Genomic DNA, 23,840 nt, shown 5'->3' on the forward strand with positions numbered 1-23,840 from the left:
ACCGACTAGCCGGACCACTCGCCGCGCATGTCGTTGGCGACGGACGTGCGCCACGTCTCGAACCCGCGTTCACAGACGGGACTGTCGTCTAAGTGCTCGATGAAGCCTGCACCGGGAGTGTCCAACTCCGTCATGCAGAACGGGCACAGGTCTGGGTCATCCCACGAGTACGCGATTTCGGACGGTGGTTGGGATTGGGACATACACACCCAATACACACATAGAGTTATAAAATCACGTGCTGGGTGCAGATTTTGATTCTGAACTTTTACAATAATCCAGCCTAATATCAATATTTGTCCAGTTCGTGTCTGGTCGTCGCAGGTCGAAACGGTAAACTCCGACCGACTGATATCACGGTGGCAATGAGTTATCTACCGTGGGCCGTCCTCGCGTTGGCCGCATATGCGTTTGTCTCGCCGCTGATGAAAGTGGCAACACAGGGGGAACCGAGCATCCCAAGTAACGTTGCAGCATTGATGGCGAACTCTCTCCTCGTTTTCGGCACGGCGAGTATCGTCGTGTATAACGATTCCGACGTGATCGGCTACCTGACGCACTCGAAATCGAAGTACGTCTTTGCGGCGGGTCTCTGTCTCACCGTTGGTATCCTTGCGTACTACCGCGCGCTCTCGATAGGGCAGGTGAGCATCGTCTCTCCGATCTTCGGCATGTTTCTGGTGCTCAGTTCGGTTATCGGAATCGTCTTCCTGAACGAATCGCTCACCGCGCGGAAGGCGCTGGGTATCGGACTCGCCATCATCGCCGTCTACCTCGTCGCGGTCGAGTAACGATTTTTGCCCGTCGCGGCCATAGTTCGGACGAGATGGTACTGAAGGAATCCGACTCGAACCTGTCGCACGGCGACGTGGCCCCCGACTTCTCGCTCCCGGGGACCGACGGGGAGACGTACACGCTCGACTCGTTCGCAGACTACGATGCGCTTCTCGTCGTCTTCACCTGCAACCACTGTCCGTACGCGCAGGCGAAGTTCGACGAACTAAACTACCTCGCGCGGACGTACGACGAACTCGCCGTCGTCGGTATCAATCCGAACGACGCCGAGGAGTACCCCGACGACTCCTTCGACCGAATGCAGGAGTTAGTCGAGGATGGAACGATTCAGTACACCGCCTACCTCCGCGATGAATCGCAGGATGTCGCGCGCGAGTACGGCGCGGTGTGTACGCCCGACCCGTTCCTGTTCGAGAAGGAAGGTGACGAGTTCGTCCTCAGATTCCAGTCGCGTATCGACGACGCGATGAGTCCCGACGACGAAGTGACCGATTACGAGATGCGGACGTCCGTCGAAGCGGTCATCGGAGGCGACGAAATCCCGCTAGATGAGATACCATCGCAGGGATGCTCGATCAAGTGGCGCGACTAGTCGTCTTCGGCGTCTAACTCCGAGGCCTGCAATAACGCTTCTCGTGCGTTCTCGACGGCCGCGTCCTTCTTCGCGGGGTACGCCTCGACTTTCGCGCGGAACGTGATACCGTCACCGAGGCGTGTCTCGTCGCGGAATGCGGCCTGTTTGTCGAGTCGCATGAACAGTTCGCAGTTTTCAGTCACGCGCTCGTCGAGTTCGTCCAACAGACCCTCGAAGTCCTGGATGTCCGAGAGTTTCGAGAGGACGTGGCGAACCTCGTTGGCGCGCTCGACGCGGGCGGAGAAGACGATAATTCGGTCGCCGTGGTGACCGGTATTCTCGATGCGTTCGATTTCGAACTCCTCGGGCAGGAGGCTTCGAATCGCCGCCTCGACGCGTTTCTCGTCTTCAGTCTCGTAGCAGAACGTCCGCAGGTCGATGTAATGGAACGGGACGCGAGGCATGTTCTGTACCGCGTTTGCACCCGAACGGAAAAAAGACCGTCCTATTCGTCGTCCGCTTCGTCGGCCTCGTCGCCCTCGGCGGCGTCGAGTTGGTCGGGCGAGATGCCCACTTCTTGGCCTTCGTCGAAGCTGACGACGTACGTCTCGTCGCCGAACATCGTCTCTACGACCTGCGTGATTTTGCCGACCTGTCCGTCGAATTCGCTGTGCTTGTCGTTCAGGACGACGGCGTCGCCTTCGTCAAATTCCATACCTCGGATGGGGACCGCGGAGGTGAAAAGTAGACTGGTTCTGCCCGGCGTGCAACGCTCACACCGTCCACGCCGAACGCGACTTTCCACGCCGCACGTGGGTGTGTCGAAGCCATCTTTAGCCACGCCACCGAAAGGGTCGGCATGACCCTCACGGATACGCGAACGAAGCGACCGCCCGACCCCGAGCAATGGTCGTAGACGACCTGTGGTTTCTCGCGGACGAAGCGAGTCAACGCGCCGAGCAGGCGTACCATCGCCTCTGCGAACAGTACTCGAACTACCTCGACGAACACCGCACACGCCGTGTCTCCCGCCGCCGATTCCGGACGCTTGCGAGTCGCGTGAAACAGACCGGTGCGCCGTGGGGAGCCCACACCATCGTCTACCGCGACACCGACGAACTCCTCCTCGTCCGCCACGACGGCGTTGATCTGTGGGTGCTCCCCGGCGGCGAGGTGCGCGAAGACGAGACGTACCGCGAGGCGGCCATCCGAGAACTCGGCGAGGAAGCTGGCGTTTCAGCCGATTACCGCGGTCTCGCTATCGCCAATCGAATCGACATCTGCTGTGACGACTACGAAACGTGGGGGGTTATGCCGGTGTTCTTTGCGGCCGCCGAAGACGTGGACCTACACGTTGACGACCCGGACGACGAAATCTCCGACGCCGGGTGGTTCTCCTTTTCTGATCTGCCGGCAGACACGCGGGACCGCGGTGACCTCCTCGCGTGGCGCGACCACGCCTCGTTGTAGACAGCTATAACTGCGTTGCGCCGTCGTCTGCGAACGATGCCACTCGTGAGTGTTCCCTGTCCCGCCTGCGGTGCGTCGGTGTATCTGTCGCTCCCCGACGGAAACCGGTTCGTCACCGCCGAACCCGGTGAAGGCGACGACGACAGAGACGATTTGACCGAGAAGCGGCTAACGTGCGAGGACTGCGGGACCGAATTTCCGGCACTCCACGGCCCCGAACGCGACTGACTACTCGTTGCGAACGCGACTGACTACTCGTTGCGGTTGGTGCCGTTTACTCGTCGCCGCCGCCAGTGCCGTTGTCCTCGCTGCGCTCCGACTCCTCGACGTGTTGTCCCCAGAACCCGGGGTGTTTCTCGACGGTCACATCCCCGAGGACGCGCGTCTGACACGACAGACGGAGGCCTGAGTCGGGGTGGTGCGGTGGAAACGACAGCCGTGTTTCCTCTCGCTTCGTCCGGTCGGTGACCGCGCCTTCGACGGCGACGGCACAGGTGCCGCACGTCCCCCGTCCCCGGCAGTTGAGCATGTCCGCGCTCCCGTTGTGAGGCGACTCGCCCGCAGCGAGGAGGACGTCGCGGAGGACCGCACCCCGTTCGCACTGAATCTCGCTGTCCCGGAATTGAACGGTCGGCATACCTGTATCCCCGGCCCGAACGGACAAAGCGTCGTCGGCAGTTGGTAGTCAGAGTAGCCAAAGCGCCCCTGTAGCGGGCAGTCTGGTGGTCCAGCCACAGTGCGCCCGTGGTACGCTTCGGTGACGGCTATCGGAACAGCAGTCAGTATAAATATCGTGGCACCCACGTTTCGACCATGCGAACGACTCGACGGTCCTATCTCGCCGCCGCCGGTGGTGCCCTCGCGGCCACTGCCGGGTGTCTCGGCGGTTCCGATAGCCAGTCCAAGCCCTCCTGTGAAGTTGGCGACCTCGAACAGGTAAAATCGCTTCCGACGCCGACGCTCGGCCCCGAGGACGCCGACGTGACGGTGGACGTGTACGAAGACTTCGCCTGTCCTCACTGTGCGACGTACAACGTTGATGTCTTCCCGAAGGTAAAGCAGAACTACATCGACACCGGGAAGATTCGCTACCGCTTTTTCGACTTCCCGATTCCCGTAAGCAAACAGTGGTCGTGGGGCGGCGCAATCGCCGCGCGCGCCGTGCAGGACCGCACCGACGACGAGACGTACTTCAAGTACGCAAAGAGGTTATTCGAGAAACAGAACGAACTCACGAGTAACGGCTACACCGTCATCCACGACGTAGCAAACGAGTTCGACGTTGACGGCTGTGAAGTGATGGCTTCGGTCGAACAAGACATCTATCGCTCAGTCGTCAAGAGCGACCGGCAACGCGGCATCGAAGTCGACATTGGGGGGACGCCCGCCATTATCGTCAACGGTGAGCACCTCTCCGGTGCCGGATGGGAGACGGTCAAGAACGGCATCGAAGGACACCTGAAGTCCGCATCAAAGTCGTAACTGACCTGCGCACCACCCATGCACGACTGCGTACGGATTTTGTCTTTCGGCATCTTTCACCCGACTATGCAGCGACCGGTCCCCTGCGGAGGTATCTGTCCGTGAAACGGCGCGAACTCATCGCCGGAGTTGGGAGTCTCGCGGTCGTCGGCGGCGCAGGATACGTCGCGTTGAACGGCGTCGGTCTCGGAGACGACGGTCTCCCGCTGACCGTCCAGACGTTGGATGCACCGGGTTCAGAGGCAGGGAAGCGACCGGTACCCGCTCCCGGGAAACCAACCGTTCTCGACCTGTTCGCTACGTGGTGTGTTCCGTGTTCGGCGCAGATGGAGTCGTTGACGGCGCTCCACGAGGAGTTTGGTGACGACGTTGCGTTCGTCTCGGTGACGAACGAAGGGTTCGGCGACAATCTCACGGCCGACGACGTGCGCAAGTGGTGGGCCGACCACGACGGCGCGTGGACAGTCGGTCACGACCCCGAGAGCCGTCTGATGAAAGTGTTAGGTGCCGGTGGGCTTCCCTACCTCGCCGTCTTCGACGCCGACGGGACCGCGACGTGGACCCACCGCGGCCTCGCCTCGGAGTCGAACCTCAGAGCGCAGATTACGGCGGTGCTGTGATGCAGATGGCCGCTTCGGGCGCGTTCGCTGGAACCGTCGCATTCGCCGTCTCAGCGGGCGCCGCTACCTTCCTCGCTCCCTGCGCGTATCCGCTCTTGCCGGGGTACATCAGCTACTACGTTGGACGCGACGATTCGGATACTGGGGGCGCCATCGTCCGCGGCACTGCCGCAGCGATTGGCGCACTTGTTGTCCTCGTCACTGTCGCCGGAGTCCTGTTCACTGCCGGAACAGCCGTCGTCTCACACCTCACACTCCTTGAGCCAATTATTGGCGTCGCACTCATCGTCCTCGGTGCGCTGTTCGCACTGGGTCATGCGCCGACACTCCACATGCAACTACCCGAGCGGCGTTCGTCCGTCGGCGGGTTTGCCGTCTTCGGCGGCGTCTACGCTCTCGCCGCCGCCGGGTGCGTCGTTCCCGTCTTCGTCGGCGTCGTCACGCAATCGCTCACGCTATCTACGGGAAAGGCGGCCATCGTCCTCCTCGCGTACGCGCTTTCTGTCGCCGCCCCACTCGCAGCGGTGACGGTGTTAGGAGCACTCGGAAGCTATGCGTTCCGCGACCTGTCGAAGTACATCGGGTCGGTACAGCGTATCGCAGGCGTCGTGATGGTTCTCGCCGGGCTGTGGCAGGTTGTCATCTCGTTGCAGTTCCTGGGATGGGTGTGAGGCCACGGCGACTCCGAGCGGCAACCACCGAGACGGTGTCAGTCAGACCAGTCGCCTTTTCGTGAGATGCGGTTGCGAACCTCGTGAACGACTTCTGGGTGGTGTTCTGCGATGTCGGTCATCGTGATAATACCGACGAGTTCCATTCCGTCCCTAACGGGGAGTTTCTTGACTTCGTGCTGTTTCATCGTGTCGAGTGCAGTGGTGATGCTCGTCTGTTCTGTCGTCATCACGAGATCACGACTCATCACGTCAGTTACCGCGATATCAGCGAGCGAGCCCCCATCTTGGTAGGTCCCCCAGAGCGCATCTGAGCGAGTAACGATACTGATTGGGCCGGTATCGAGGACGACGACGCTTCCGACGCGACGCTCCAACATCGATCTGACGGCCTCACGCAGGGTTGCATCGAGAGTGACGGTCACGACGGGCGAACTCATAACCTGAGCTACTTGCATACAGAACTGACCGGGGAGAGGACAAGCATCCCCTTAGGTGATTCGACGCGGTGAGTCTCGGATACCGACGCCGCGGGCACTCTCGTCTCCACGATACCGCGGGAGTATAGTTTAATCCGGAGTAACTGTCAACCATGCTCTCCACGCTTCGCGGTTTCCTTCTCGGATGAGACCCGGTCGGCAGTCGCAGCCGCTGGTCGTTTGTCATCGGACTCTTTTGTATCACGTTCGCCGCATACGCCGTCGGCGTCTTCACCATCACCGGCGATATAGTGTTTATCTCCTGACAGGACATCTTCCTCGGAACCAGAGGCGTCATCATCGGAGCAATCGGGTTCGTGGTCGGGTGGGCCATCAGACGCGGGTCCAGCCTGTACCGCCACCGAAACGCGACCGCCGACGGGGAGTAAGCGTCATTCCAGTCCGGGAACGTCGCCCGTCGGCGTGGGCAACGCTCGCAGCGACCGCGGCGGGACGAGGAAGTTGCCGCGGCGCTTGACGAAGATGTACTCCAAAATGCCGTTGTTTACCTGCTGTCTGATCGTCGGAATGTCGGTCAGATCCGACCCGTTCATCGCCTCGCGGACCTCCTCGAACGCCGAGATACCGCGTTGGAGGCTCGGGAAGTGCAGACTGGCCTCGCTGTTGTCGGTCGATTCGAAGTGGCGTCTGAGCAGTCGGACGTTGCCCTCGTCGTCGCGGTTTGCGCGCGCGGCCTTCGCTGCGTGACCGGCACGGCCGAACTCCTCGGCTTGCTGGCGGACGTTTTCGATCATCTCCGGTGTGAGTCCGCTGGCGTCTCCGAGATTCTCGCCGACGCCTTCGACGAGTCCGCGTTCGGCGTGAACTGGCGAGAACATCTCCATCACGCGCTCTTCGAAGTCTTGCTCTTCGTACCAGTCATCGAGGCGCTGACGAATGGTGGCGAGGTGTTTCGTCGTTCCGCCCGCGAACGGCCCCTCCGAAATCGTCACGTACGCTTCGGACGCTTGATTGCCCGCAAAGCCAGCTTTGAATCCCATGAACAACGGTGATTCCTCGGGTACCGGATTCGATGTTGGAATCCCCTTCAGCCCATCCTGTCGTTCGGCGGGCATTCCCGGTCCGACGAATCCTGTTCGCCGGTCTGCGACACTGAACACGTCGGTCAGCGGTGCCGCGACTTCGACCGAGTTGAGCGTGTCCTGGTTCCCGCGAAGGGCTTCTTCGGCGGCGAGTACCGCGTCGGCGCGGTCCGACGCGAGATGGACGAGCGCGTCCTGCCGGTCGAACTTGGGTGTCTCGAACGACGAGAGCGAACGTGGTTCGGGGAGATCGATATGCTCCGGCAGTGACTCCTCGAATCGGGAGAAGTACCGTGGCGAGTAGGCGATAGAGTAGATCAGTCCCTCGTGAGTCCGCTTGTACGCCCGGTCCAGCGTCGTCAGCGCGTCTTCGACCGCCTTGCGGTCTGACTCGCTGGGGACGCCGTCGAGATTCAGATAGAGGAGGATCTGATGGCGCGGTAGTTCGACGTTCCCGTGTCCGTCGGTACGGATGAACTCGTTCCACGCGTGCTGTCGCTTCGGAAGCGATGACGGGTCGTCCGTCCCCGCCGGAATCGGCTCGTCGTTGCGAGACATGCAAGCGGAGAGGGCTGTCGCGCCGCCGAGCGCGACGGCAGATTTCAGAAACGTCCGGCGAGACGCACCACGCTCGAACATGGACTGGGCTAGGTCACTCGCGGTGAAGTGGGTTCTGGTGCGCCTCTCGTTGTGTGCCGCTCGAAGTCCGCCGACGAACCACGCCGTTCATGACCGCTGAGCCGTAACTACGGATAATGAATCGACGCTCCTTTCTCCGTGCGGCAGGGGTGACCGGCGCGGCTGGTCTTGCAGGTTGTCTCGGCGGATCTCCGCTCGGATCCGGCGACTCGAACCCGAACGTCGTCCTCAGCGAACCGGACCGTGACAAGCAACTGGAGAGCGAGGACCTGCCGTATCCGGCGTGGGGCCAGCGCGTCCCCGACGTGACGATTCCGGCACCACTCTCGGACGAGGATGTCTCCGTGCGCGACATCGAGGGGCCGCACTTCCACACGTTCTTTTTCACCAACTGTATGACAGTCTGTCCGCTTCTCATCAGTTCCCTGCGCAAAGTTCAGGTGCACTCGATCAACGAGGGGTACGACGACGAGGTGTCGTTCTACCCGGTTTCGTTCGACCCGGCGCGCGACGACGCCGAGGCCTTCCGGAAAGAGGCAAAGCAGATGAACATCGATATGGACGCCGGAAACTGGCATTTCCTCCGTCCGGACGGGAAGAGTGAGGCGCGGCGTATCGTTGACGAGACGTTCGGCGTCTTCTTCGAAAAGCAGGAGAACGGAGACAAGCCGTACATGTTCGCACACACGAGCGTCGTTCTCCTCGTCAACGGGGATGGCTACGTCGAACGCGCGTACCGCGGGACTAATCCCGACGAACAGAAACTTATCGAGGACCTCCGGCGCGTCCGCAACGCATCGGAGTGACGGGCACCGTCTGACCGCCCGTTCGGCAGCCCGAATCACCTGTTTGCGGTCGAACGAACCCTGTCGCGGTCTCCGTCTCGAACACCATCCCCGACCGCCGAACGACGCGATTTTCTGTCAGCAAACACCACCGGAGTGTATGGACAGACGGACGGAACGACGCCGACTCGCCCTCGCAGTGTGGGCGGTGTTGGTGTCGCAGGTGCTACTCTATCCCGGCGTCGCTGACTTGGTTCACGAACTCGGCGGCACGGGCGACGTGCAGAGTGGGATGTGGTTCCTCGTCGCTGAGTTCGCCGCTTTCGTCACGTTCGCAGGTGTTTGGGGTGCCGCAAGCGATGCCCTCGGGAGACGGCGGTCGCTCATCGTCACGGGGGCACTCGGCGGTGCCCTCGGCTACCTCGTCCTCGCCGCCGTCCCCGCTCTCGGCGTCTCCTTCACTGCTGTTCTCGGCATTCGCGCCCTCGGTGGCACCATGACTATCGGGGCGTTCTCGCTGTCGATGACGGCACTTGCTGACCTCTCCTCGGAGAACGGGAAGAATATGGGTGCAGCGGGTATCGCTATCGGTCTCGGTGCGGCACTCGGCTCTGTCGTCGGCGGCCGACTCGCTGACGCCGATCCGCTTTATCCACTGTACGGGGCGGCGACGCTCCTCGTCGTCGCGGCGGTCATCGTCGCCACCGTTCCGGACCGAACACCAGACGGCGTCCGTGTCCGCCTCGGCGCTGCGCTCGGCCGTCTCCGTGAACGCCCTGAACTCGGGATTCCGTACGCCTTCGGCTTTATCGACCGGATGACGGCGGGATTCTTCTCGCTGGTCGGTGTCTTCTACTTCCGTTCGTTCGGTCTCGACGCGTTCGGGGCGGGACTCGCGCTGTTCGCGTTTTTCTTCCCGTTTGCAGTACTCCAGTATCCGCTCGGCGTCCTCTCGGATCGGGTCGGCCGGTTCGTCCCCGTCATCGTCGGGTCCATCGGGTTCGGTCTCACCATCATCGTCGTCGGTGTCGCACCGACGCTCCCGCTCGCCATCGTGTCGATGATTCTCGTCGGCGTCTTCGGTGCGCTCGTTTCGCCCTCGACGATGGCGCTCGTCACCGACATCGCGGATCCGGACGAACGAGGCGCGGCTCTGGGCGGCTTCAACGTCTTCGGCAGTCTCGGCTTTCTCACGGGATTCGTCGTCGGAGGATTCACCACCTCGACAGCCGACTTTCTCACCGCCTTCCTCGTTGTCGGCCTCTCAGAAGTCGCCATCGCCCTCGTCGCCGCGCGTTCGGTCTGGCGACTCTCGTCTGGAGGCTTTGGCAAGGGAATCGTCGGGTCAGTGAGAGACTGACGCAGGACTGTCGCGTTCGGCGATGAGGGCCGCCAACTCAGTCGTGCCCAGAGACGCGGACGGGTTCGTACGGTTCTTCGAGGTAGTCGATGTCGGAATCGGACAGTGAGATATCGAGCGCCTCCACGGCGTCTTCGAGGTGTTCGATACTCGTCGTTCCGACGATGGGGGCGTCCACCCAGTCTTTGTGGAATAACCACGCGAGGCCGATTTGTGCCATCTTCACGCCCTTCTCGTCTGCGAGTTGCTGCACGCGCTCGTTTATCTCTCGGCCGCCGCCTTCGAGATACGGATGCCCGTGGGCGAGTTCGTCAGTTTCGCCCCGTTCGGTCGAACGTGCTTCCTGGTGCGGACGAGCGACCCACCCGCGGGCGAGCGGTGACCACGGAATGACGCCGACGTTCTCCTTCTCGCAGAGCGGAAGCATCTCGCGCTCCTCCTCGCGGTAGAGAAGATTGTAGTGGTTCTGCATCGTAACGAACCGGTCGAAGCCGAGTCGGTCCGAGGTATGGAGGGCCTCCGCGAACTGGTGTGCCCACATCGACGACGCGCCGAGATACCGAACTTTCTCGCGGCGAACTGCATCGTCCAACGCTCGGAGTGTCGTCTCGATGGGCGTATCGTAATCCCAGCGGTGGATCTGTAGGAGATCAACGGTGTCCATCCCCAGTCTGTCGAGCGAGTTGTCCAACTCCTGTTCGATTGCCTTCCGCGAGAGGCCGCCGGAGTTCGGATCTGAGTCGTCCATCTGGAAGTACAACTTCGTCGCCACCACCGCCTCGTCGCGGCGGCCTTCCAACGCCTCCCCGAGGATGCGCTCAGACTCGCCCTCGGAGTACATATTCGCCGTATCGAAGAAGTTGATTCCGAGTTCGATAGCCCTGTCCACTAACTCCTTGCCCGCCTCCTCGTCTACTACCCACTCGCGCCAGTCGCTCGTCCCGAAACTCATACAGCCGAGACAGATTCTGGACACCTCCATTCCGGTGTCACCGAGCGTCGTATACTCCATGTCATCCGTAGACACCACTGCGCGGACGAAAAAACCATGCGAGGCGGTGGGGACGGCCGCCTTTGGGAGTGGGTGTTCTCTCAGGTATAGGTAATCGGTAACATGGATTTTTATCTGGTAACCGTATAGTCGTAAGCGGGAGTTCCGAAGTGCTACCATAGAACATGGGTCGGGGAAGGCGGCACGGGGAGATGGCTCGCACCGCCGCGGTACCGATACTGTAGGAGCCGACCGAGGGACGGCAGTCACTCCTCGGCGCAGTGTTTTTTCACGGAAGTCAGAGAGAAGGGCTGACTACGCAGTATCGTCGGCGTCGGCGACCACAACGCGCGTATTGGCTACGAGATCACCGAGTCGTTGCCCGCGTTTCGTGACTAGCGCAACGAGACCGCCGACGACGTAGAACGGGAGCCAATCGACCGGCCTGAGGATGTTCCGTCGCAAGGCAGTGCGAACGCCGGGGTATCTGTCGTCGGCGTCAACGACGACTAAGCCAACCAGTCGCTTGCCGACCGTCTTGCCGTATCTCGACTCCAATGCAGTCCAGTAGGCCATGTCCGCGAGGAACGCACTGCCGAGCAGGAGCGCGACGACCTGCCAGTCGGCCAACGAACTGAAGTCGGCCCCTGCGAGTTCTATGCTGATTCCGACGACGAGAATACCAACGGTCGTCCCGACAGCGATCACCGGAATCAACACCATCCAGTCAACGACGAGCGCGGCGATCCGCCGTCCGAACACAGGTTTGTCCGCATCGAACGCGACCGTTTCGTCCCGGTTACGTCCGTACGCACCCTCGACAGTTCGGCCGCCACGAAGCCACGATGGGATGTATGTCGCGGCCACGTCAAGACCGTAGTCTGACGCCGTTGCACCGAGACCGAACACGTGCGCGTAGCCAGTCGTCAAACAGACGTTCTCGTAGCCGTGTTCGTCACACTCCGCGGCGATGCGGTCCAGCATGAACTCGTTTCGTCGGCCGATTGTAGCCCGCATCTGCCACGCGAACACGAGGGCGAGCAGGAGTATGAACCCCGACACCACGAGCGAATCGGACTCGAAAAACCAGAACCACCCAACCACGGCGGTAACCGCGACGGAAACGACACCCCAGAACAGCCTGTGTACCCGGTACGAGGCGTTGCTGACGGAGAACGCAAGCGCAATCGAGCCAACCGTCCCCCCGACGGCGAACGGTGCTAGTACGAGTGCGCCGACGAGAATTCCCCATTCAATCGCCCGTTGCCCGGGTCCGACCGCGTCTACGATTCCGCGGTAATGTTCGTCTACGGCGACGACGGGGCAGTCTCGTTCCGCACCGAGGCGACGTGCCGCCAACACCTCGGCGGGATAGGCATCGCGGTTGAACAGCGCGTAGAGGGGCTTCTGCATCACCGCTGTCAGAAGGAATCCGAGCGTGACGAGTGGAGCGCGAATGAACAGCTCGACGTACTCCCGTGCGTCGTACGGTTCCGTTGGGTACTCCACGAAGAGAGCGTCCGCATCCGAGGCGAACGACGCCAACTCGCGCCGGACTTTCGACCGGCGGTCGGCGTGAATCGACCCGAATAGCTTCACGGAGGGCATTAGTTCGACGTTGCCGTGGAACCGTATAGACATACCGAACCACTGACCCAAATTATTATTCACAACGTTTGCGATGGTGTGTGCATGGTACTATCATACGACGACGCCGTCAGCGAGTTCGAATGGGACATCCCGGCGGATTACAACCTTCCTGAGGTTGTTACGTCGCACGCCGACTCGTTCGGCGACCGGGTCGCAGTCCGCTTCCGTGGCGCGGACGGAGTGCGCGACGAACGAACGTACGCCGACCTGCGCGACGATATGAACCGCTTTGCCAACGCCCTCGCGGAGATGGGTGTCGGCAAGGGTGACCGCGTGATGCATCTCGTCCCGCGACACCCGGACGTGTTCGCCATCCAACTCGGTGCGCTGAAGCGCGGTGCGATTCTCGTCCCGTGTTCGTCGATGCTGAAGCCGAAGGATATCGCCTACCGAGCGAACGACTGCGAGGCGTCCACCGTCGTCGCTCACGAGAGCCTCGTCGAGATGGTAGACGAGGTGCGTGAAGAGACGCCCCTCGAACGCTTCATCAGCCTCGGCGGTGCCCCACAGGGCTGGCAGTCGTTCAGTTCGCTCGTCGATGGCAGGGAGGCGACTCACGACGGTCCCGAACTCGCATCCTCGGATCCGATGTCTATCAACTACACGTCCGGAACGACGGGACAGCCAAAGCCAGTGATGCACCGCCACCGGTGGATGCGATGTTTCGAACTCGTGAACGCGCCGTACTGGTGGGGTGTCACCGCCGAGGGCGAGGTACCGCCCGGTGAGACGGCAGAACCCGCCGATTTGGACGACGAACTTCTCTGGGCGACGACGGGCACAGGGTGGGCCAAATGGTTCTGGAGTCCGGTCGGCGTCGGAATTACGACGGGCGCGACGCAGTTGCTCTACGACGGCGAGTTCGACCCGGAAACGTTCCTCTCGATCATGGCGGAAGAGGGCGTTACACGCCTGTGCGCCGTCCCGACGCAGTACCGGATGTTCTCGCAGGCCGACCTCTCAGAGTACGACATCGACTTGCGCGCCGCCCTCTCGGCAGGTGAGCCGCTGAACCGTGAACCCATCGAGGCCATCGAGTCCGCCTTCGGCGTCACGCCGCGCGACGGGTACGGACAGACGGAGACCGTGGCCCTCGTGACGAACTATCCCGGCATCGAGGTCAAACCGGGGAGCATGGGCAAGCCGACGCCCGGTCTCGGGACGACCATAATCGACGAGGACGAGACAGAACTCCCCCCGGGCGAAATCGGTGAGATAGCCGTCCCCGTGAACTGCCCGGGTATCTTCGACGGCTACTACGAACGCGAGGACTTGGACGAGGAGACGTTCTACGGCGACTACTACCGGACGGGAGATTTGGCCTCACGCGACGAGGACGGCTTTTTCTTCTTCGAGGGCCGCGCCGACGACATCATCATCTCCGCGGGCTACCGCATCGGCCCGTTCGAGGTCGAAGACGCGCTTGTCTCCCACGAGGCCGTCGCGGAGGCGGCCGCCGTCGGGTCGCCCCACGAGGAACGCGGCGACGTGGTGAAAGCGTACGTCGTCCTGACCGAGGGATACGACGGTTCCGAGGAGTTGACGAACGAGATTCAGGAGTTCATGAAAGAGGAGACGGCCCCGTACAAATACCCCCGTCGGGTGGAGTTCGTCGATGAACTGCCGAAGACATCTTCGGGGAAGATTCGCCGTATCGAACTCCGGAGCAGAGAGGAGGAACTGTTTGGGCAGTAAGACGACAACTGACGCCTCACGTACTTTCTTACGCTCTGACACCGATTCTACCGAGTAAATGTACGTCGCAGACCGGACGTGGCCCGAACTCGGAGACTACGTCGCCGCAGAGTCACTCGCAGTTGTTCCGCTCGGTTCGACGGAACAGCACGGCCCGCATCTCCCGCTCGCAACTGACCACCTCATTGCCGAGGCACTGGCTCGTGAGGCCGCAGATCGGACAGACGTACTCTGTACGCCGACAGTGAACGTCGGGGTCAGTCCGCACCACCGGCAGTTCCACGGAACGATGTGGGTTGACGCCCCGCAGTTCCGCGACTACGTGGAGTCGATGACGCGCAACCTCGCGTACCACGGTATCGACCGCGTCGTGTACGTGAACGCCCACGGCGGCAATGCTCAACATCTCCGCGAGGTCGGTCGGCGACTCCGCGACGACGGCACGATGTACGCCATCGAGTGGATGTGGGACGAGTCCATCCCGGACCTCGTCAACGAGGTGTTCGAACACAACGGGCCGCACGGCGGTCCGAAGGAGACGGCGATGATCATGCACATCGCACCCGAACTCGTCCGCGAGGACCGACTCGAAGACGCGCGTGACGGCGGACTCGTCGATCTCGATGACTCGGATCGGTACATGAAACACGGCGCTCGCACGTTCTATGACGCCATCGAAAACTCCGAAAACGGCGTCTTCGGCGACCAGACGGATGCGACCCCAGAGACGGGTGAGCGGTTGTTCGAGGCCGCAACGGAGCAGTTAGTTCACCTCATCGAGTGGTTGAACGACCGGCGGTTCGAGGACCTGATGGAACCCGCGCACGTTGACCCACAACCCGGCAGTCGGCGGTGAGTGTCCGGTTACTGACTGTACTCACACGTCGATACCAAAGACGACGAGGAGTGGGCGGCGATTCGCGCCCGCGCGGCGGAGATCCGAGAGAAGGGCGCTCGCGGCGATCTGTGAGCGCCGGTACGGCGCACCGCAACTACTGTTCGGCTTCTAACTCGTCGAAAAAGGCGGCGACACGGCGCTGTATCTCGTCACGAATCTCAGCAGTCGTCTCGGCGTCCTGCCCGTGTGGGTCATCGAGTCCCCAGTCGCGGTTCTCGCCGCCCCATCCGGCCGGACACACATCTTCGGCGGAACAGCCCATCGTGATCACGTAGTCGGACCCGGAAATCTCCTCGAACGTCACCTCTCGCGGCGTGCGGTCCGAGAGGTCGAATCCCACATCGTACATCGTCTCTACGACGTTCTCGTGAACGTGGTCTGCGGGGCGCGTGCCACCGGTAACGACGTTCACGTCGAGGTCTCTGTCGGCCGTTTCCTGTTCTGCGAACGCCGTTGCCATCTGGCTTCGACCCGCGTTCTGTACGCAGACGAACGCAACCGTGGGTGCCGTCATCACAGAGTGCTCTCTCGGAGAGCGGTATCACTGCTTCGACTGCCGCGGTGAGGCGCGACAACACGAGACGATGTGTGACAGCACGCAGTACCGCCAAACCTGCCGCTCAGGATGGATAAAATACCGCAGAATCGTGGTGAGAATCGACGTGACCGCCGACCGCAGTACCGCTGTCGTGTTGCGTTCTTTACAGGCGCTGAAGGTTCTTCGCGCGCGGGCCCTTGTCGGCCTGCTCGATATCAAACTCCACTTCCTGACCTTCCTCGAGGTCCGGGCCGCCGACGTCTTCCATGTGGAAGAAAACGTCTTCGTCAGAGTCTTCGCTTTCGATAAATCCGTAACCGCCGGTGTCGTTAAAGAACGCAACCGTACCTTTCGCCATTGCGGGTGGATTGAGGGTGACCACCCTGATAAGGTTTCCGCCGTCGGTCCGTCAGCACGACAGTCAGTGATCCGTTGTCGTCGCGGCTGCCGTCAACGAAAGGACGGAGACGCGACGTACCGCGTCGAAGTCTCGCAGTCGGTAGACGAGTCGGCGGACACGTTCGGCGGGACCGTCGCAGAACGCCACCTCGAAACACCAGTCGCCGTGGTGAGTGTGACTCGTCGCCTCGATGACGCCCTCGAAGTCGTGCTGGACCGTGTGTAGTTCCTGAATTACGGCCTCGTGCTCGTAGTCGAACGCGACGACGGCCGCGATGTTGCCCTCGGCCTCCTCCAGTCGCGTGTGCGATTCAACGTACTCTAGCATCGCTTCCCGAATCGCGCGGGACCGGGAGTCGAGGCCTTCGGCCTGCCACACCGCGTCGAACTCCGCGAGAACGTCGTCCGGCACGTTCAGACTCGTTCGCATGGTGGCCTCTCCGCGAAGGACGCCTAAGAAACGTCGCATTCACCAACCGCCGCTTCTCTGTCCCATCAACCCATAATTCGATAGCGACGTAGATTATTACGGAACCCCCATATCGGTCTTAACAGGCGTTATACGCAGTGGTGAGGACCTATTCGTATGGTCAGCGATCTGTGGGGGTTGATCGGCGGCGCGGTCGCACTCGGCTTTGTTCACGGCGTCGAACCGGGTCACGGGTGGCCTATCGCCGCCACGTACGCGATGGAAAAGGGGAACAAGTGGCTGTACGGGGCCGCCGCGGGGACCATCCTCGGCATCGGTCATCTCGTGAGTAGTATCGCCATGGTCGTCGTCTTCTTCGCCGCGAAGTCCTACTTCAATCTGACGCAACTGCCGTGGATTTCGCAGATTGCGGGCGTTCTGCTGATCCTTCTTGGACTGTACGAACTTCGCGGTGGTGGTCATCACCACGGTGGCGACGATAGCCACGACCACGGCGAGCATGATGACCACGACACCCACACCGACCATCACGATGGCGGTCGCCACGATGGCCACGGCGAACACGACGGCCACAGCCACCATGGCGAACACGGCGGCCACAGCCACCACGGCGAACACGACGGCCACAGCCACCACGGCGAACACGACGGCCACAGCCACCACGGCGAACACGACACCACCCACGTTCACGTCGGTAAACACGGACGCGACGAACACGGCGTGTTCTACGCTCACAGCGACGACGATAACCACGGTGAACACGGGGTTCACCATGTCCACAGCGACCACGACAGTCACCACAGTCACGACGACCACGGACATCACAACCTCGTTCTCGGTCACCACGATTCCGAAGATCACGACGACGAGCGTCGTCACAGCGACCAACACGGACACGGCGACCACAGCCACCATGACAGCCACGACCACCACAACGACCAACACGGACACGACCACCACGAAGACGGCGTCCTCGCACGTCTCACGTCTGCACTGCCGTTCGTCGGCGGGCACTCACACTCGCACCGTCTCGGGTCGGATCCCGCGGAGACGAGTCTATGGAGTATCGCGTGGTTCGCGTTCCTCCTCGGGTTCGCCCACGAGGAGGAGTTCGAGATTATCCTCCTCTGTACCGGATCGAACTACTGTCTCGAACTCATGACCATCTACGCGCTCACTGTCATCGTCGGCATCGTCTCGCTGACGCTCCTGCTCGTCGCGGGTTACTACCGCTATGAAGACCGCGTCGAGTCGGTCGCTGAACACTTCCCGACCATCTCCGCGGCTATCCTCATCTCGATGGGACTTGGATTCCTGTTCGGCGTGTTCTGATCCCGTCCCCGACGGCTCGGCGTTTCTGACTCCGTTTGGATTTACTCCCCGGAGTCGCGCCCGAGCGTGTGGAACTTATCGTTCTAATTTAAAATAGATACACAGCGTCAACATCCCCGAGAATGTGCTTCATTTACCTTGATTAATGTAGGTGAACAACCAACTCCAATCATGGATATTGAAAACCACTTGCATATCGCGGCATGGATTGCATCAGAAGCAGAAGTAGAGACTATTGATAGTTACTCGGAGAACCTCTCCCGATACAGAGATTTGGGCTATACACACATACCAATACCTTCAGAAAATAAATTTTACAACTTAGAAAATGACACCATGATGAAATTAGATGAGGAACAAATAATTCATGAAGAAACACACTTAATGGACGTATTGAGGTTGATTCAAAATAAGCCCTTTCTACTGATTGACCGTAGGATTGGCTCCTATTACATTGTGACTGACGCTGGTGAATTTGTATTACCTCATAGTATTGGAACACCTCAGGACGAGTACCTCAAAAAAGAGAAGGTCGAGGAATATTATGAAGACCGAATTGACGAACCATTTAGTGTATTTACTGAACAAGAACTTAGAGAAGAATATCCAGAAATTGCGAAAAGCGAAGTTCCTGTCGGAAACCCATATCAGATTATCACATTGTCTGATATAAATGACAGGATGATGAAAGAGATGCTGTATAGTGTTTTTGCTGAGTTGACCTCCCAATTAGCAACGAGAATTGAAAACGAGTATCCAGATTCGAGAGAGCTAATAACTAAAATTGGAGATAGTAACGTTGGACGCTGGAAAAAAGAACGCATGAGCGGAAGAGATGTTCATATTGCAGAATATACGACCCTTAGAGATATTATGGAAATACTGAGGAGTTCAAATCCTCACTTTGTGGAAGCATGCGGTTTTGAAGCAAAAGATGATATAGATAGTCTCAGAAAAATCATAGATATTCGAAACCATGTCATGCATCCGAATAGGTCACTTGTCTACAATCGAAGTGACATCACGAATGTGTTAGATGCTATTGACGAAGCCCAGAGAATTATATCAGGTATGAAATAGATTCGACTTTCCACACAGAACCCTAACTACGGATAGTATGAGGCGGGAGAGGAGCGCCTCCTACCTTCGTTAACGGGACGGAGATGATGCTGGCATTACGGGACTGTCCTTTCGTCCATCGCTTAGTCATGCGGGACGGGGTTGCTCCCCTATCCCCGCACACTCCCATGTCACAAATACCAGATAGCTACGGCTATGGAGTGTTACTCTGAAACATGGGGATGAAGAAAGAGGTTGTTAGAAGCTACCCGCTTGGATGGGACCGCTCCGATTGAGGGGATGCGGTTCGTACTCTTCCTCAATCAGACGGTGCCTCGCCAGCATACGGCGACCGTCGACGGCGTCGTTCTCCGCTATATCCAGCACCTCCTCAATCTCGCTGACGCCAAGACCACACCTGATATACAGATATTCGAGAATCCGTCCGTTGTCGTGAGGGGCACCCTTGAATTGGTCGCGGCGAACGACGATGCCGTCAGCATCATCGGGATGGGGGAGGGTGATACCGTCAACCGTTTTTTCGACGGTAGGGGTACCACCGTGGGTACCCCGTTGCTCCGCGTCATGGATGCCAAGCACCCTTGCCGCGGTCTCTTCGCTAACGCCAAGTTCCGCCGCCACGTCTATCGCACCGTTAGTCAAGGGGTGTGCGGCTATCTCACGGATAATGTCTCCCGATTCAGCGTCGTACAGTTCGTCTTTCTCGGGGTACTCATCATAGTCCACAGAGGCAAGGGGTAGACCAACCTCGTACCCTACTTCTTCGTCTGGCTCAAACCATTCGTTAACTGCATCGGGACGGTCTTCGGCGGCATCTCCGTCACGGTCCCACCCTTCGGCAAAGGGGTTGAACGTCATTCCGAACCCCCCTTGTACCCCCGCGGGAAGTGACGGCGACCCTCGTTCTCGTCCTCTTCCTCACGTTCCAGTTCTTCAATCGCATTCTTGACTTCTTGGGCGTTGAACCCGCCTTCCTCAAGAAGCCCGTTGACTATCTCCTTGGCGTTCAACTCCGCAACGTCGACGGTGAGGAGACGGGAGTCCTCTCGTTCATCCATCTGGAAATCCTCGGTCATTCCGAATCACTCCCATATGCGGAAGTAGGAACGGCGAACCAGAGTTTCGGCGTATAGGTAGGGCTGTCAGCAACCGCCGTACCGAGAACGACCGCGTTGTCATTTAGCGATACGTCCTCTCCATCACGGACGTTTTTCCTTTGGATGACATACTCCGTCTGATTCGCGGCGTCAACGTCGATAGCGGTGAGATTGACCCTTGAACGTGCCGCCTCAAGGTGCTTAGATTCGAGTTGACCGAATCGAATCGTATCACCTTGGCTCAGGAGTCGATTGACACCAACAGCGTTCATCAGAACGTCACCCCCGTATCGTCGTTAGCCACAATCGGAACGTCGATGCCGTACGCCTCGTTGACCGCGTACTGAATTATTTGACCGTATGCCAATTCTCCGCCAAACCGCTCGTCGTTCACTTCATCGAGAAGGTCTTTCTCATAGTCGTGAACTTTGATACTCTTGCTTCGTGCCATTGCTTCATCTAATACGTTGTGCAGGTTCCACCATTGAGCTACTATCACGGCACTGCCCCTCTAACGACGCTGATAACAGCGATTGACCGCGTTTCTGTCGTTCTTACATCAGCGTCTCTCATTATCCCCTCTGAGGCGATACGAGGATTGGTAAGATACGCTGATTATCCCACCGTCAATGGGTGCCAGCGGTTATGCGAACCCGACAAATATCCGAAAGCATCCGAATATACGTTGATATGGTCATGTCTCGTACGAGGAAAGGAACATTTATCGGCATCTGTGGTGCCGAAATTTGATATTAGGGGGTTTTGAGAGAATCACGGGGTGTTCTCTCGCGTGCGCGATATTACTATAGTGTATTAGAATACGTTCGTAATTACACTACGTTCGTATTGCCACTAACGAACTGATAGGTACTCTACGAACGTATCCACCCCTCCTTTACGAACGTTGCCGGTCGGTTTCCTCCCCTCAGACACCGCCTCAGACTCGGGAAGGGACCGACCAACCGCCATCGATGTTCGTTCCATCTCCAGACGTTCGTTCAATCGCTTGCCTCTCGTAACGGCGACCGTCAACGGCGTCGGGGACCGCAACCGCATCCTCGGGGACCGCAACCGCACGCTGACGCCAGCCGCCTCAATTTGCCTCAGATTCGATTTGCTGATTCTGGACAATGATTCCCTCTTGGTCGAACCAGAAACCGATTCTGACGATGATTAGGGCGCATAGAATCGAACCAATCATTCCTCTGAGTAATCAATTCCGCTCAATCGCCTCAGATTTGTTTCTCAGCGATTTCTCTTCTCAGACGATGATTTTCGCCAAGAATCTGTGCCGATTCTGACGCCTCTCAGAGACGCCTCAACCGAATCGTATGTGTATCGGTTATCTCATATGCGGCTGAGTTATCGAATCCGCCGTATGCACTTCCCTTTATCCGAATAACACAAAGTGGGTAGAATTGACTATCAATATATCGTGAATAAATAACCACAAATCGACAGACGGGGCATACCCTCCCTCCGCATTAATTAGAATACTACTTAAAGGACCCATTTCAGCGGGGTAGTGGTGGAAAAACGCCCGCGACGTATCGATGTTCTATCCAGTATATACGAATCCACCACCGTATAGCGATTTTATTTGAAATTTTTTGCCAGAGAATCCACCAAAATATCGGCGGCTACGATTCGAGCGAGGGGCCGAACTGCCGCGCCTTGGTTTTCACATCGTCGTCAGCAAGGTCAAGATACATTTGTGTCGTTTCGATGTCGGCATGCCCCATGAGTTTCTGCAACGTCCGTACGTCCATACCGTTCTTCAATGCGGCTACGGCGAACGAATGACGGAGCGTATGTCCCGTGATTTTCCGCTTGGGTCGACCGCCTTTATCGTGGTACATCACTTCTTGAATCCCCGCCTCCTCTGCCGCCTCTCGGACGATTCGGCTAACCGAGTTTGGCTTGATGTGTTCCGCCTTCTGCGTCGGGAATAGGTGCGGCGAATCATCCGCTGTCAGCACCCCGTTGCGTTCGGCGTCAATCCAGATATTCAGCGGGGTAGATAGCGAGGGTTGGTAGTAGACCGTACGGTTGCTGTGTGTCTTATCAGCATGAATCCGAATCGACCGTTCCTCGCGGTTAACGTCATGGAGTTTCACCTTACACAACTCCCCTCTTCGCATCCCCGTTTGGAATAGCATCTTGATAATCAGTTCGTTGCGGAGTTTCGGCGGGGAATGGACGTTATCGACTAACTGTTGCACCTCATCAGGAGTGAGGTAGTGTACGTCATCCCGCAAGGACTGAGATTTCTTACTACCCTTCTTGACCGCTGTCCACGACCCTATTGAGACATCCTCAACAGGGTTGTAGTCGTACATTTCGTCATAGAACTTAGCTATCCCTGCCCTCGCTATCTTCAGCGACCCTTTAGCGTAATCCTCGTCTGCTAAATCAAGGAGATGACTCTCAACGTCGTCTTGGTTTGCGTCACCGAATTCAACTCCTCTCTCGTCAAGCCAGTCTCGGTATCGACGGATAGCAGAGGCATATCGGTTTGCTGTCCCCTCAGTCTGTTTTACCGAAACATGTTGCTGGAAGGTATCTATTTCAGACATCTTTGTAGTAAGCGGGGTGTTGCAACTCGTATTCCGTTCCGTCGTTTTCTCGGCGTATGTACGTCCGTTTCACCGCGTTAGTGCTGTTGAAAAGTTGTTCCAGTCGGATTCGGTATTTTGCTAATCCCCTCTCGCCCATCGCCTCATTGTGTTCCATCATTTCCTCAACCGTCTGTGCATTGTCACCTCCTTCGGGTAGTTTGTTCCACAATGAGGCAGTAGTGTCATCAACCTCTACCCCCGCGGTATGCATGGCTTCAAGCGCGTCTCCCAACGCCCCTTCTATCGTGCTAAGCCGTGACAGTATCTTGTCTGTTCTTTCGTCAAGGGTGTCTAACCGTCCACTATCGGCGTTACCCCCGCCTTGGGTTGTGGTTACGTCGCTAATCTCCCGTTCGACCGACGTACGAATCAAGTCGGTAAGGGTGTCGTACTCTCCGTTTTCTTCGACGTACGTTTGCCAGCGATTCTTCTGGTCCTCGCTGACTCGGAGGTGTATTTGCGGCCTTGCCATACACCACCGTTCAATCTCCTATCACTTATCGCTGTCTACATTCTGTGTACGTCCAAGTGAATGGAACTCGTCATTCGGTCGCATGTCCGCGAACATCGCCATGCGGTTCGAGAGATTGAAAAAGGCCGTCACCGAGGCAATGTCCCACATCGCTTCCTCGGAATACCCCACCTCGGCGAGTCGGTCTAAGTCGTCTTCGGTGACTTCGCGCGGCGACTCGGTGAGTTTCACGGCGACGTCGAGCATCGCCATCCGCTTTTCGGAGATGTCCGCCTGCCGGTAGTTGGCGACAAGTTGGTCTGCAAGCGTCGGGTCCTTCGCGTAGATGCGGACGAGTGCGCCGTGGGCGACGTTGCAGTAGTAACAGTGATTGACGCCCGAGACGGCGACGACGATCATCTCTACTTCCTCTCTGTCGAGTGCGGTGTCGTCTACGAGAGCGTCGTGGTAGTCGAAGAAGGCGCGGAAGTGACTCGGCTTGTACGCAAACGCCGCGAAGACGTTCGGCGTAAAGCCCGAGCGTTCTGTCTCCTCCTCGATTCGCTCTCGCAGATCAGCGGGCAGTTCGTCTTCGTCCGGAACGGGGAATCGCGTCATCGCGTCGTCGTCTAGTTCGACCATGGATTCGAATATCCTGGTCGATGCTTAAGGACTGCTCCGCGCACAAGTCGTCTCGAAAACCAAGACTGTGGGAAAGCGATTAACCCCAGTCGCTCGTCGTA

The 23,840-nt window shown here is 58.9% G+C and carries 31 protein-coding genes; 13 read left to right on the top strand and 18 right to left on the bottom strand.

The genetic code is table 11. From position 1 onward, the window contains the following. Positions 1-5: 5 nt before the first annotated feature. A complete protein-coding gene (locus HBOR_RS09525) occupies positions 6-203 on the bottom strand; it encodes a DUF7501 family protein (protein ID WP_049890466.1) in 198 nt (65 codons plus the stop codon). A gap of 162 nt (positions 204-365) precedes the next feature. Here HBOR_RS09525 and HBOR_RS09530 point away from each other — a divergent pair, with 162 nt between their 5' ends. Together HBOR_RS09530 and HBOR_RS09535 are read left to right on the top strand one after the other, a co-directional pair. Continuing rightward, positions 366-791, top strand: a complete 426-nt coding sequence (locus tag HBOR_RS09530) for an EamA family transporter (RefSeq protein ID WP_013440623.1) — start codon at positions 366-368, stop codon at positions 789-791. Positions 792-826: 35 nt separating this feature from the next. Further along, positions 827-1,387, top strand: coding sequence for a thioredoxin family protein (locus tag HBOR_RS09535; RefSeq protein ID WP_006057001.1), 561 nt, complete (start codon positions 827-829; stop codon positions 1,385-1,387). On the opposite strand, the gene HBOR_RS09540 is transcribed toward HBOR_RS09535, so the two are convergent. After that, positions 1,384-1,833, bottom strand: coding sequence for an RNA-binding protein (locus HBOR_RS09540; RefSeq protein ID WP_006057000.1), 450 nt, complete (start codon positions 1,831-1,833; stop codon positions 1,384-1,386). The genes HBOR_RS09535 and HBOR_RS09540 overlap by 4 nt on opposite strands. A gap of 41 nt (positions 1,834-1,874) precedes the next feature. Beyond that, entirely contained in the window at positions 1,875-2,084 is a 210-nt protein-coding gene (locus HBOR_RS09545; RefSeq protein WP_006056999.1) for a hypothetical protein, read from the bottom strand. Between the two features lie 191 nt (positions 2,085-2,275). Here HBOR_RS09545 and HBOR_RS09550 point away from each other — a divergent pair, with 191 nt between their 5' ends. Both HBOR_RS09550 and HBOR_RS09555 read left to right on the top strand, forming a co-directional pair. Continuing rightward, entirely contained in the window at positions 2,276-2,839 is a 564-nt protein-coding gene (locus HBOR_RS09550) for an NUDIX hydrolase (protein WP_006056998.1), read from the top strand. Positions 2,840-2,875: 36 nt separating this feature from the next. Then, positions 2,876-3,067 carry a hypothetical protein gene (locus HBOR_RS09555; protein WP_006056997.1) on the top strand — a complete coding sequence of 64 codons (192 nt, stop codon included), beginning with the start codon at positions 2,876-2,878 and terminating at the stop codon, positions 3,065-3,067. A gap of 46 nt (positions 3,068-3,113) precedes the next feature. Here the strand turns inward: HBOR_RS09555 and HBOR_RS09560 are convergent, their stop codons facing one another. Then, positions 3,114-3,476, bottom strand: a complete 363-nt coding sequence (locus tag HBOR_RS09560) for a 2Fe-2S iron-sulfur cluster-binding protein (RefSeq protein ID WP_006056996.1) — start codon at positions 3,474-3,476, stop codon at positions 3,114-3,116. 176 nt (positions 3,477-3,652) lie between these two features. Here HBOR_RS09560 and HBOR_RS09565 point away from each other — a divergent pair, with 176 nt between their 5' ends. The 3 genes from HBOR_RS09565 (at position 3,653) to HBOR_RS09575 (ending at position 5,612) form a co-directional block, all read left to right on the top strand. Further along, positions 3,653-4,321, top strand: a complete 669-nt coding sequence (locus HBOR_RS09565; RefSeq protein ID WP_006056995.1) for a DsbA family protein — start codon at positions 3,653-3,655, stop codon at positions 4,319-4,321. Between the two features lie 101 nt (positions 4,322-4,422). Then, on the top strand, positions 4,423-4,941 hold the full coding sequence (locus HBOR_RS09570; protein WP_006056994.1) for a TlpA family protein disulfide reductase: 519 nt from the start codon (positions 4,423-4,425) through the stop codon (positions 4,939-4,941). Continuing rightward, positions 4,941-5,612, top strand: a complete 672-nt coding sequence (locus tag HBOR_RS09575) for a cytochrome c biogenesis CcdA family protein (RefSeq protein WP_006056993.1) — start codon at positions 4,941-4,943, stop codon at positions 5,610-5,612. The genes HBOR_RS09570 and HBOR_RS09575 overlap by 1 nt, the downstream gene beginning before the upstream one ends. Before the next feature lie 38 nt (positions 5,613-5,650). Here HBOR_RS09575 and HBOR_RS09580 read toward each other — a convergent pair whose 3' ends face one another. Both HBOR_RS09580 and HBOR_RS09590 read right to left on the bottom strand, forming a co-directional pair. Next, positions 5,651-6,070, bottom strand: coding sequence for a CBS domain-containing protein (locus HBOR_RS09580; RefSeq protein WP_013440624.1), 420 nt, complete (start codon positions 6,068-6,070; stop codon positions 5,651-5,653). Positions 6,071-6,483: 413 nt separating this feature from the next. Continuing rightward, a complete protein-coding gene (locus HBOR_RS09590) occupies positions 6,484-7,773 on the bottom strand; it encodes a DUF7405 family protein (RefSeq protein ID WP_006056990.1) in 1,290 nt (429 codons plus the stop codon). Between the two features lie 116 nt (positions 7,774-7,889). Between HBOR_RS09590 and HBOR_RS09595 the strand changes: the two genes are divergently transcribed. Beyond that, the gene (locus tag HBOR_RS09595; protein WP_013440625.1) at positions 7,890-8,579 is read left to right on the top strand and encodes an SCO family protein; all 690 of its coding nucleotides are present in this window, start codon (positions 7,890-7,892) and stop codon (positions 8,577-8,579) included. A 139-nt stretch (positions 8,580-8,718) separates the two neighbouring features. Beyond that, positions 8,719-9,918 (top strand): MFS transporter, encoded by a 1,200-nt coding sequence (locus tag HBOR_RS09600; RefSeq protein WP_006056988.1) that lies wholly within the window; start codon positions 8,719-8,721, stop codon positions 9,916-9,918. 37 nt (positions 9,919-9,955) lie between these two features. On the opposite strand, the gene HBOR_RS09605 is transcribed toward HBOR_RS09600, so the two are convergent. Both HBOR_RS09605 and HBOR_RS09610 read right to left on the bottom strand, forming a co-directional pair. Beyond that, positions 9,956-10,930 (bottom strand): aldo/keto reductase, encoded by a 975-nt coding sequence (locus HBOR_RS09605; protein WP_006056987.1) that lies wholly within the window; start codon positions 10,928-10,930, stop codon positions 9,956-9,958. A 294-nt stretch (positions 10,931-11,224) separates the two neighbouring features. Next, the gene (locus tag HBOR_RS09610; protein WP_006056986.1) at positions 11,225-12,517 is read right to left on the bottom strand and encodes an RDD family protein; all 1,293 of its coding nucleotides are present in this window, start codon (positions 12,515-12,517) and stop codon (positions 11,225-11,227) included. Between the two features lie 84 nt (positions 12,518-12,601). Between HBOR_RS09610 and HBOR_RS09615 the strand changes: the two genes are divergently transcribed. Both HBOR_RS09615 and HBOR_RS09620 read left to right on the top strand, forming a co-directional pair. After that, a complete protein-coding gene (locus tag HBOR_RS09615; protein ID WP_006056985.1) occupies positions 12,602-14,254 on the top strand; it encodes an acyl-CoA synthetase in 1,653 nt (550 codons plus the stop codon). Positions 14,255-14,312: 58 nt separating this feature from the next. Further along, on the top strand, positions 14,313-15,110 hold the full coding sequence (locus tag HBOR_RS09620; protein ID WP_006056984.1) for a creatininase family protein: 798 nt from the start codon (positions 14,313-14,315) through the stop codon (positions 15,108-15,110). Between the two features lie 136 nt (positions 15,111-15,246). Here HBOR_RS09620 and HBOR_RS09625 read toward each other — a convergent pair whose 3' ends face one another. The 3 genes from HBOR_RS09625 to HBOR_RS09635 all read right to left on the bottom strand — a co-directional run bounded on the left by HBOR_RS09625 (position 15,247) and on the right by HBOR_RS09635 (position 16,519). Further along, positions 15,247-15,666 carry an arsenate-mycothiol transferase ArsC gene (locus HBOR_RS09625; protein WP_006056983.1) on the bottom strand — a complete coding sequence of 140 codons (420 nt, stop codon included), beginning with the start codon at positions 15,664-15,666 and terminating at the stop codon, positions 15,247-15,249. Between the two features lie 187 nt (positions 15,667-15,853). Then, positions 15,854-16,048 (bottom strand): cold-shock protein, encoded by a 195-nt coding sequence (locus tag HBOR_RS09630; protein ID WP_006056982.1) that lies wholly within the window; start codon positions 16,046-16,048, stop codon positions 15,854-15,856. Between the two features lie 63 nt (positions 16,049-16,111). Then, on the bottom strand, positions 16,112-16,519 hold the full coding sequence (locus HBOR_RS09635) for a CopG family ribbon-helix-helix protein (RefSeq protein ID WP_006056981.1): 408 nt from the start codon (positions 16,517-16,519) through the stop codon (positions 16,112-16,114). A 156-nt stretch (positions 16,520-16,675) separates the two neighbouring features. Here HBOR_RS09635 and HBOR_RS09640 point away from each other — a divergent pair, with 156 nt between their 5' ends. Continuing rightward, on the top strand, positions 16,676-17,851 hold the full coding sequence (locus tag HBOR_RS09640) for a hypothetical protein (RefSeq protein WP_006056980.1): 1,176 nt from the start codon (positions 16,676-16,678) through the stop codon (positions 17,849-17,851). A gap of 171 nt (positions 17,852-18,022) precedes the next feature. Continuing rightward, a complete protein-coding gene (locus HBOR_RS09645) occupies positions 18,023-18,931 on the top strand; it encodes a hypothetical protein (protein ID WP_006056979.1) in 909 nt (302 codons plus the stop codon). Between the two features lie 237 nt (positions 18,932-19,168). Here the strand turns inward: HBOR_RS09645 and HBOR_RS09650 are convergent, their stop codons facing one another. The 7 genes from HBOR_RS09650 to HBOR_RS09680 form a co-directional block, all read right to left on the bottom strand. Continuing rightward, positions 19,169-19,789, bottom strand: a complete 621-nt coding sequence (locus HBOR_RS09650) for a hypothetical protein (RefSeq protein WP_006056978.1) — start codon at positions 19,787-19,789, stop codon at positions 19,169-19,171. Continuing rightward, entirely contained in the window at positions 19,786-20,007 is a 222-nt protein-coding gene (locus HBOR_RS09655; RefSeq protein WP_006056977.1) for a hypothetical protein, read from the bottom strand. The genes HBOR_RS09650 and HBOR_RS09655 overlap by 4 nt, the downstream gene beginning before the upstream one ends. Next, positions 20,004-20,300, bottom strand: a complete 297-nt coding sequence (locus tag HBOR_RS09660; protein WP_006056976.1) for a hypothetical protein — start codon at positions 20,298-20,300, stop codon at positions 20,004-20,006. Before HBOR_RS09660 ends, HBOR_RS09655 begins: the two co-directional genes overlap by 4 nt. Further along, positions 20,300-20,479 carry a hypothetical protein gene (locus tag HBOR_RS09665; RefSeq protein WP_006056975.1) on the bottom strand — a complete coding sequence of 60 codons (180 nt, stop codon included), beginning with the start codon at positions 20,477-20,479 and terminating at the stop codon, positions 20,300-20,302. The genes HBOR_RS09660 and HBOR_RS09665 overlap by 1 nt, the downstream gene beginning before the upstream one ends. A 1,189-nt stretch (positions 20,480-21,668) precedes the next feature. Next, positions 21,669-22,604 (bottom strand): tyrosine-type recombinase/integrase, encoded by a 936-nt coding sequence (locus HBOR_RS09670; RefSeq protein ID WP_006056973.1) that lies wholly within the window; start codon positions 22,602-22,604, stop codon positions 21,669-21,671. Then, the gene (locus tag HBOR_RS09675) at positions 22,597-23,118 is read right to left on the bottom strand and encodes a hypothetical protein (RefSeq protein ID WP_006056972.1); all 522 of its coding nucleotides are present in this window, start codon (positions 23,116-23,118) and stop codon (positions 22,597-22,599) included. Before HBOR_RS09675 ends, HBOR_RS09670 begins: the two co-directional genes overlap by 8 nt. Before the next feature lie 21 nt (positions 23,119-23,139). Continuing rightward, positions 23,140-23,739, bottom strand: a complete 600-nt coding sequence (locus HBOR_RS09680; RefSeq protein WP_006056971.1) for a peroxidase-related enzyme — start codon at positions 23,737-23,739, stop codon at positions 23,140-23,142. Positions 23,740-23,840 lie beyond the last annotated feature (101 nt).

It is taken from the genome of Halogeometricum borinquense DSM 11551, from assembly GCF_000172995.2.
Classification (GTDB): Archaea; Halobacteriota; Halobacteria; order Halobacteriales; family Haloferacaceae; genus Halogeometricum; species Halogeometricum borinquense.

Coding starts and splice junctions, on each gene's coding strand:
- HBOR_RS09525 (WP_049890466.1), bottom strand. CDS start 203: ATGTCCCAATCCCAACCACCGTCCGAAATCGCGTACTCGTGGGATGAC.
- HBOR_RS09530 (WP_013440623.1), top strand. CDS start 366: ATGAGTTATCTACCGTGGGCCGTCCTCGCGTTGGCCGCATATGCGTTT.
- HBOR_RS09535 (WP_006057001.1), top strand. CDS start 827: ATGGTACTGAAGGAATCCGACTCGAACCTGTCGCACGGCGACGTGGCC.
- HBOR_RS09540 (WP_006057000.1), bottom strand. CDS start 1,833: ATGCCTCGCGTCCCGTTCCATTACATCGACCTGCGGACGTTCTGCTAC.
- HBOR_RS09545 (WP_006056999.1), bottom strand. CDS start 2,084: ATGGAATTTGACGAAGGCGACGCCGTCGTCCTGAACGACAAGCACAGC.
- HBOR_RS09550 (WP_006056998.1), top strand. CDS start 2,276: ATGGTCGTAGACGACCTGTGGTTTCTCGCGGACGAAGCGAGTCAACGC.
- HBOR_RS09555 (WP_006056997.1), top strand. CDS start 2,876: ATGCCACTCGTGAGTGTTCCCTGTCCCGCCTGCGGTGCGTCGGTGTAT.
- HBOR_RS09560 (WP_006056996.1), bottom strand. CDS start 3,476: ATGCCGACCGTTCAATTCCGGGACAGCGAGATTCAGTGCGAACGGGGT.
- HBOR_RS09565 (WP_006056995.1), top strand. CDS start 3,653: ATGCGAACGACTCGACGGTCCTATCTCGCCGCCGCCGGTGGTGCCCTC.
- HBOR_RS09575 (WP_006056993.1), top strand. CDS start 4,941: ATGCAGATGGCCGCTTCGGGCGCGTTCGCTGGAACCGTCGCATTCGCC.
- HBOR_RS09580 (WP_013440624.1), bottom strand. CDS start 6,070: ATGCAAGTAGCTCAGGTTATGAGTTCGCCCGTCGTGACCGTCACTCTC.
- HBOR_RS09590 (WP_006056990.1), bottom strand. CDS start 7,773: ATGTTCGAGCGTGGTGCGTCTCGCCGGACGTTTCTGAAATCTGCCGTC.
- HBOR_RS09595 (WP_013440625.1), top strand. CDS start 7,890: ATGAATCGACGCTCCTTTCTCCGTGCGGCAGGGGTGACCGGCGCGGCT.
- HBOR_RS09600 (WP_006056988.1), top strand. CDS start 8,719: ATGGACAGACGGACGGAACGACGCCGACTCGCCCTCGCAGTGTGGGCG.
- HBOR_RS09605 (WP_006056987.1), bottom strand. CDS start 10,930: ATGGAGTATACGACGCTCGGTGACACCGGAATGGAGGTGTCCAGAATC.
- HBOR_RS09610 (WP_006056986.1), bottom strand. CDS start 12,517: ATGCCCTCCGTGAAGCTATTCGGGTCGATTCACGCCGACCGCCGGTCG.
- HBOR_RS09615 (WP_006056985.1), top strand. CDS start 12,602: ATGGTACTATCATACGACGACGCCGTCAGCGAGTTCGAATGGGACATC.
- HBOR_RS09620 (WP_006056984.1), top strand. CDS start 14,313: ATGTACGTCGCAGACCGGACGTGGCCCGAACTCGGAGACTACGTCGCC.
- HBOR_RS09625 (WP_006056983.1), bottom strand. CDS start 15,666: ATGACGGCACCCACGGTTGCGTTCGTCTGCGTACAGAACGCGGGTCGA.
- HBOR_RS09630 (WP_006056982.1), bottom strand. CDS start 16,048: ATGGCGAAAGGTACGGTTGCGTTCTTTAACGACACCGGCGGTTACGGA.
- HBOR_RS09635 (WP_006056981.1), bottom strand. CDS start 16,519: ATGCGAACGAGTCTGAACGTGCCGGACGACGTTCTCGCGGAGTTCGAC.
- HBOR_RS09640 (WP_006056980.1), top strand. CDS start 16,676: ATGGTCAGCGATCTGTGGGGGTTGATCGGCGGCGCGGTCGCACTCGGC.
- HBOR_RS09645 (WP_006056979.1), top strand. CDS start 18,023: ATGGATATTGAAAACCACTTGCATATCGCGGCATGGATTGCATCAGAA.
- HBOR_RS09650 (WP_006056978.1), bottom strand. CDS start 19,789: ATGACGTTCAACCCCTTTGCCGAAGGGTGGGACCGTGACGGAGATGCC.
- HBOR_RS09655 (WP_006056977.1), bottom strand. CDS start 20,007: ATGACCGAGGATTTCCAGATGGATGAACGAGAGGACTCCCGTCTCCTC.
- HBOR_RS09660 (WP_006056976.1), bottom strand. CDS start 20,300: ATGAACGCTGTTGGTGTCAATCGACTCCTGAGCCAAGGTGATACGATT.
- HBOR_RS09665 (WP_006056975.1), bottom strand. CDS start 20,479: ATGGCACGAAGCAAGAGTATCAAAGTTCACGACTATGAGAAAGACCTT.
- HBOR_RS09670 (WP_006056973.1), bottom strand. CDS start 22,604: ATGTCTGAAATAGATACCTTCCAGCAACATGTTTCGGTAAAACAGACT.
- HBOR_RS09675 (WP_006056972.1), bottom strand. CDS start 23,118: ATGGCAAGGCCGCAAATACACCTCCGAGTCAGCGAGGACCAGAAGAAT.
- HBOR_RS09680 (WP_006056971.1), bottom strand. CDS start 23,739: ATGGTCGAACTAGACGACGACGCGATGACGCGATTCCCCGTTCCGGAC.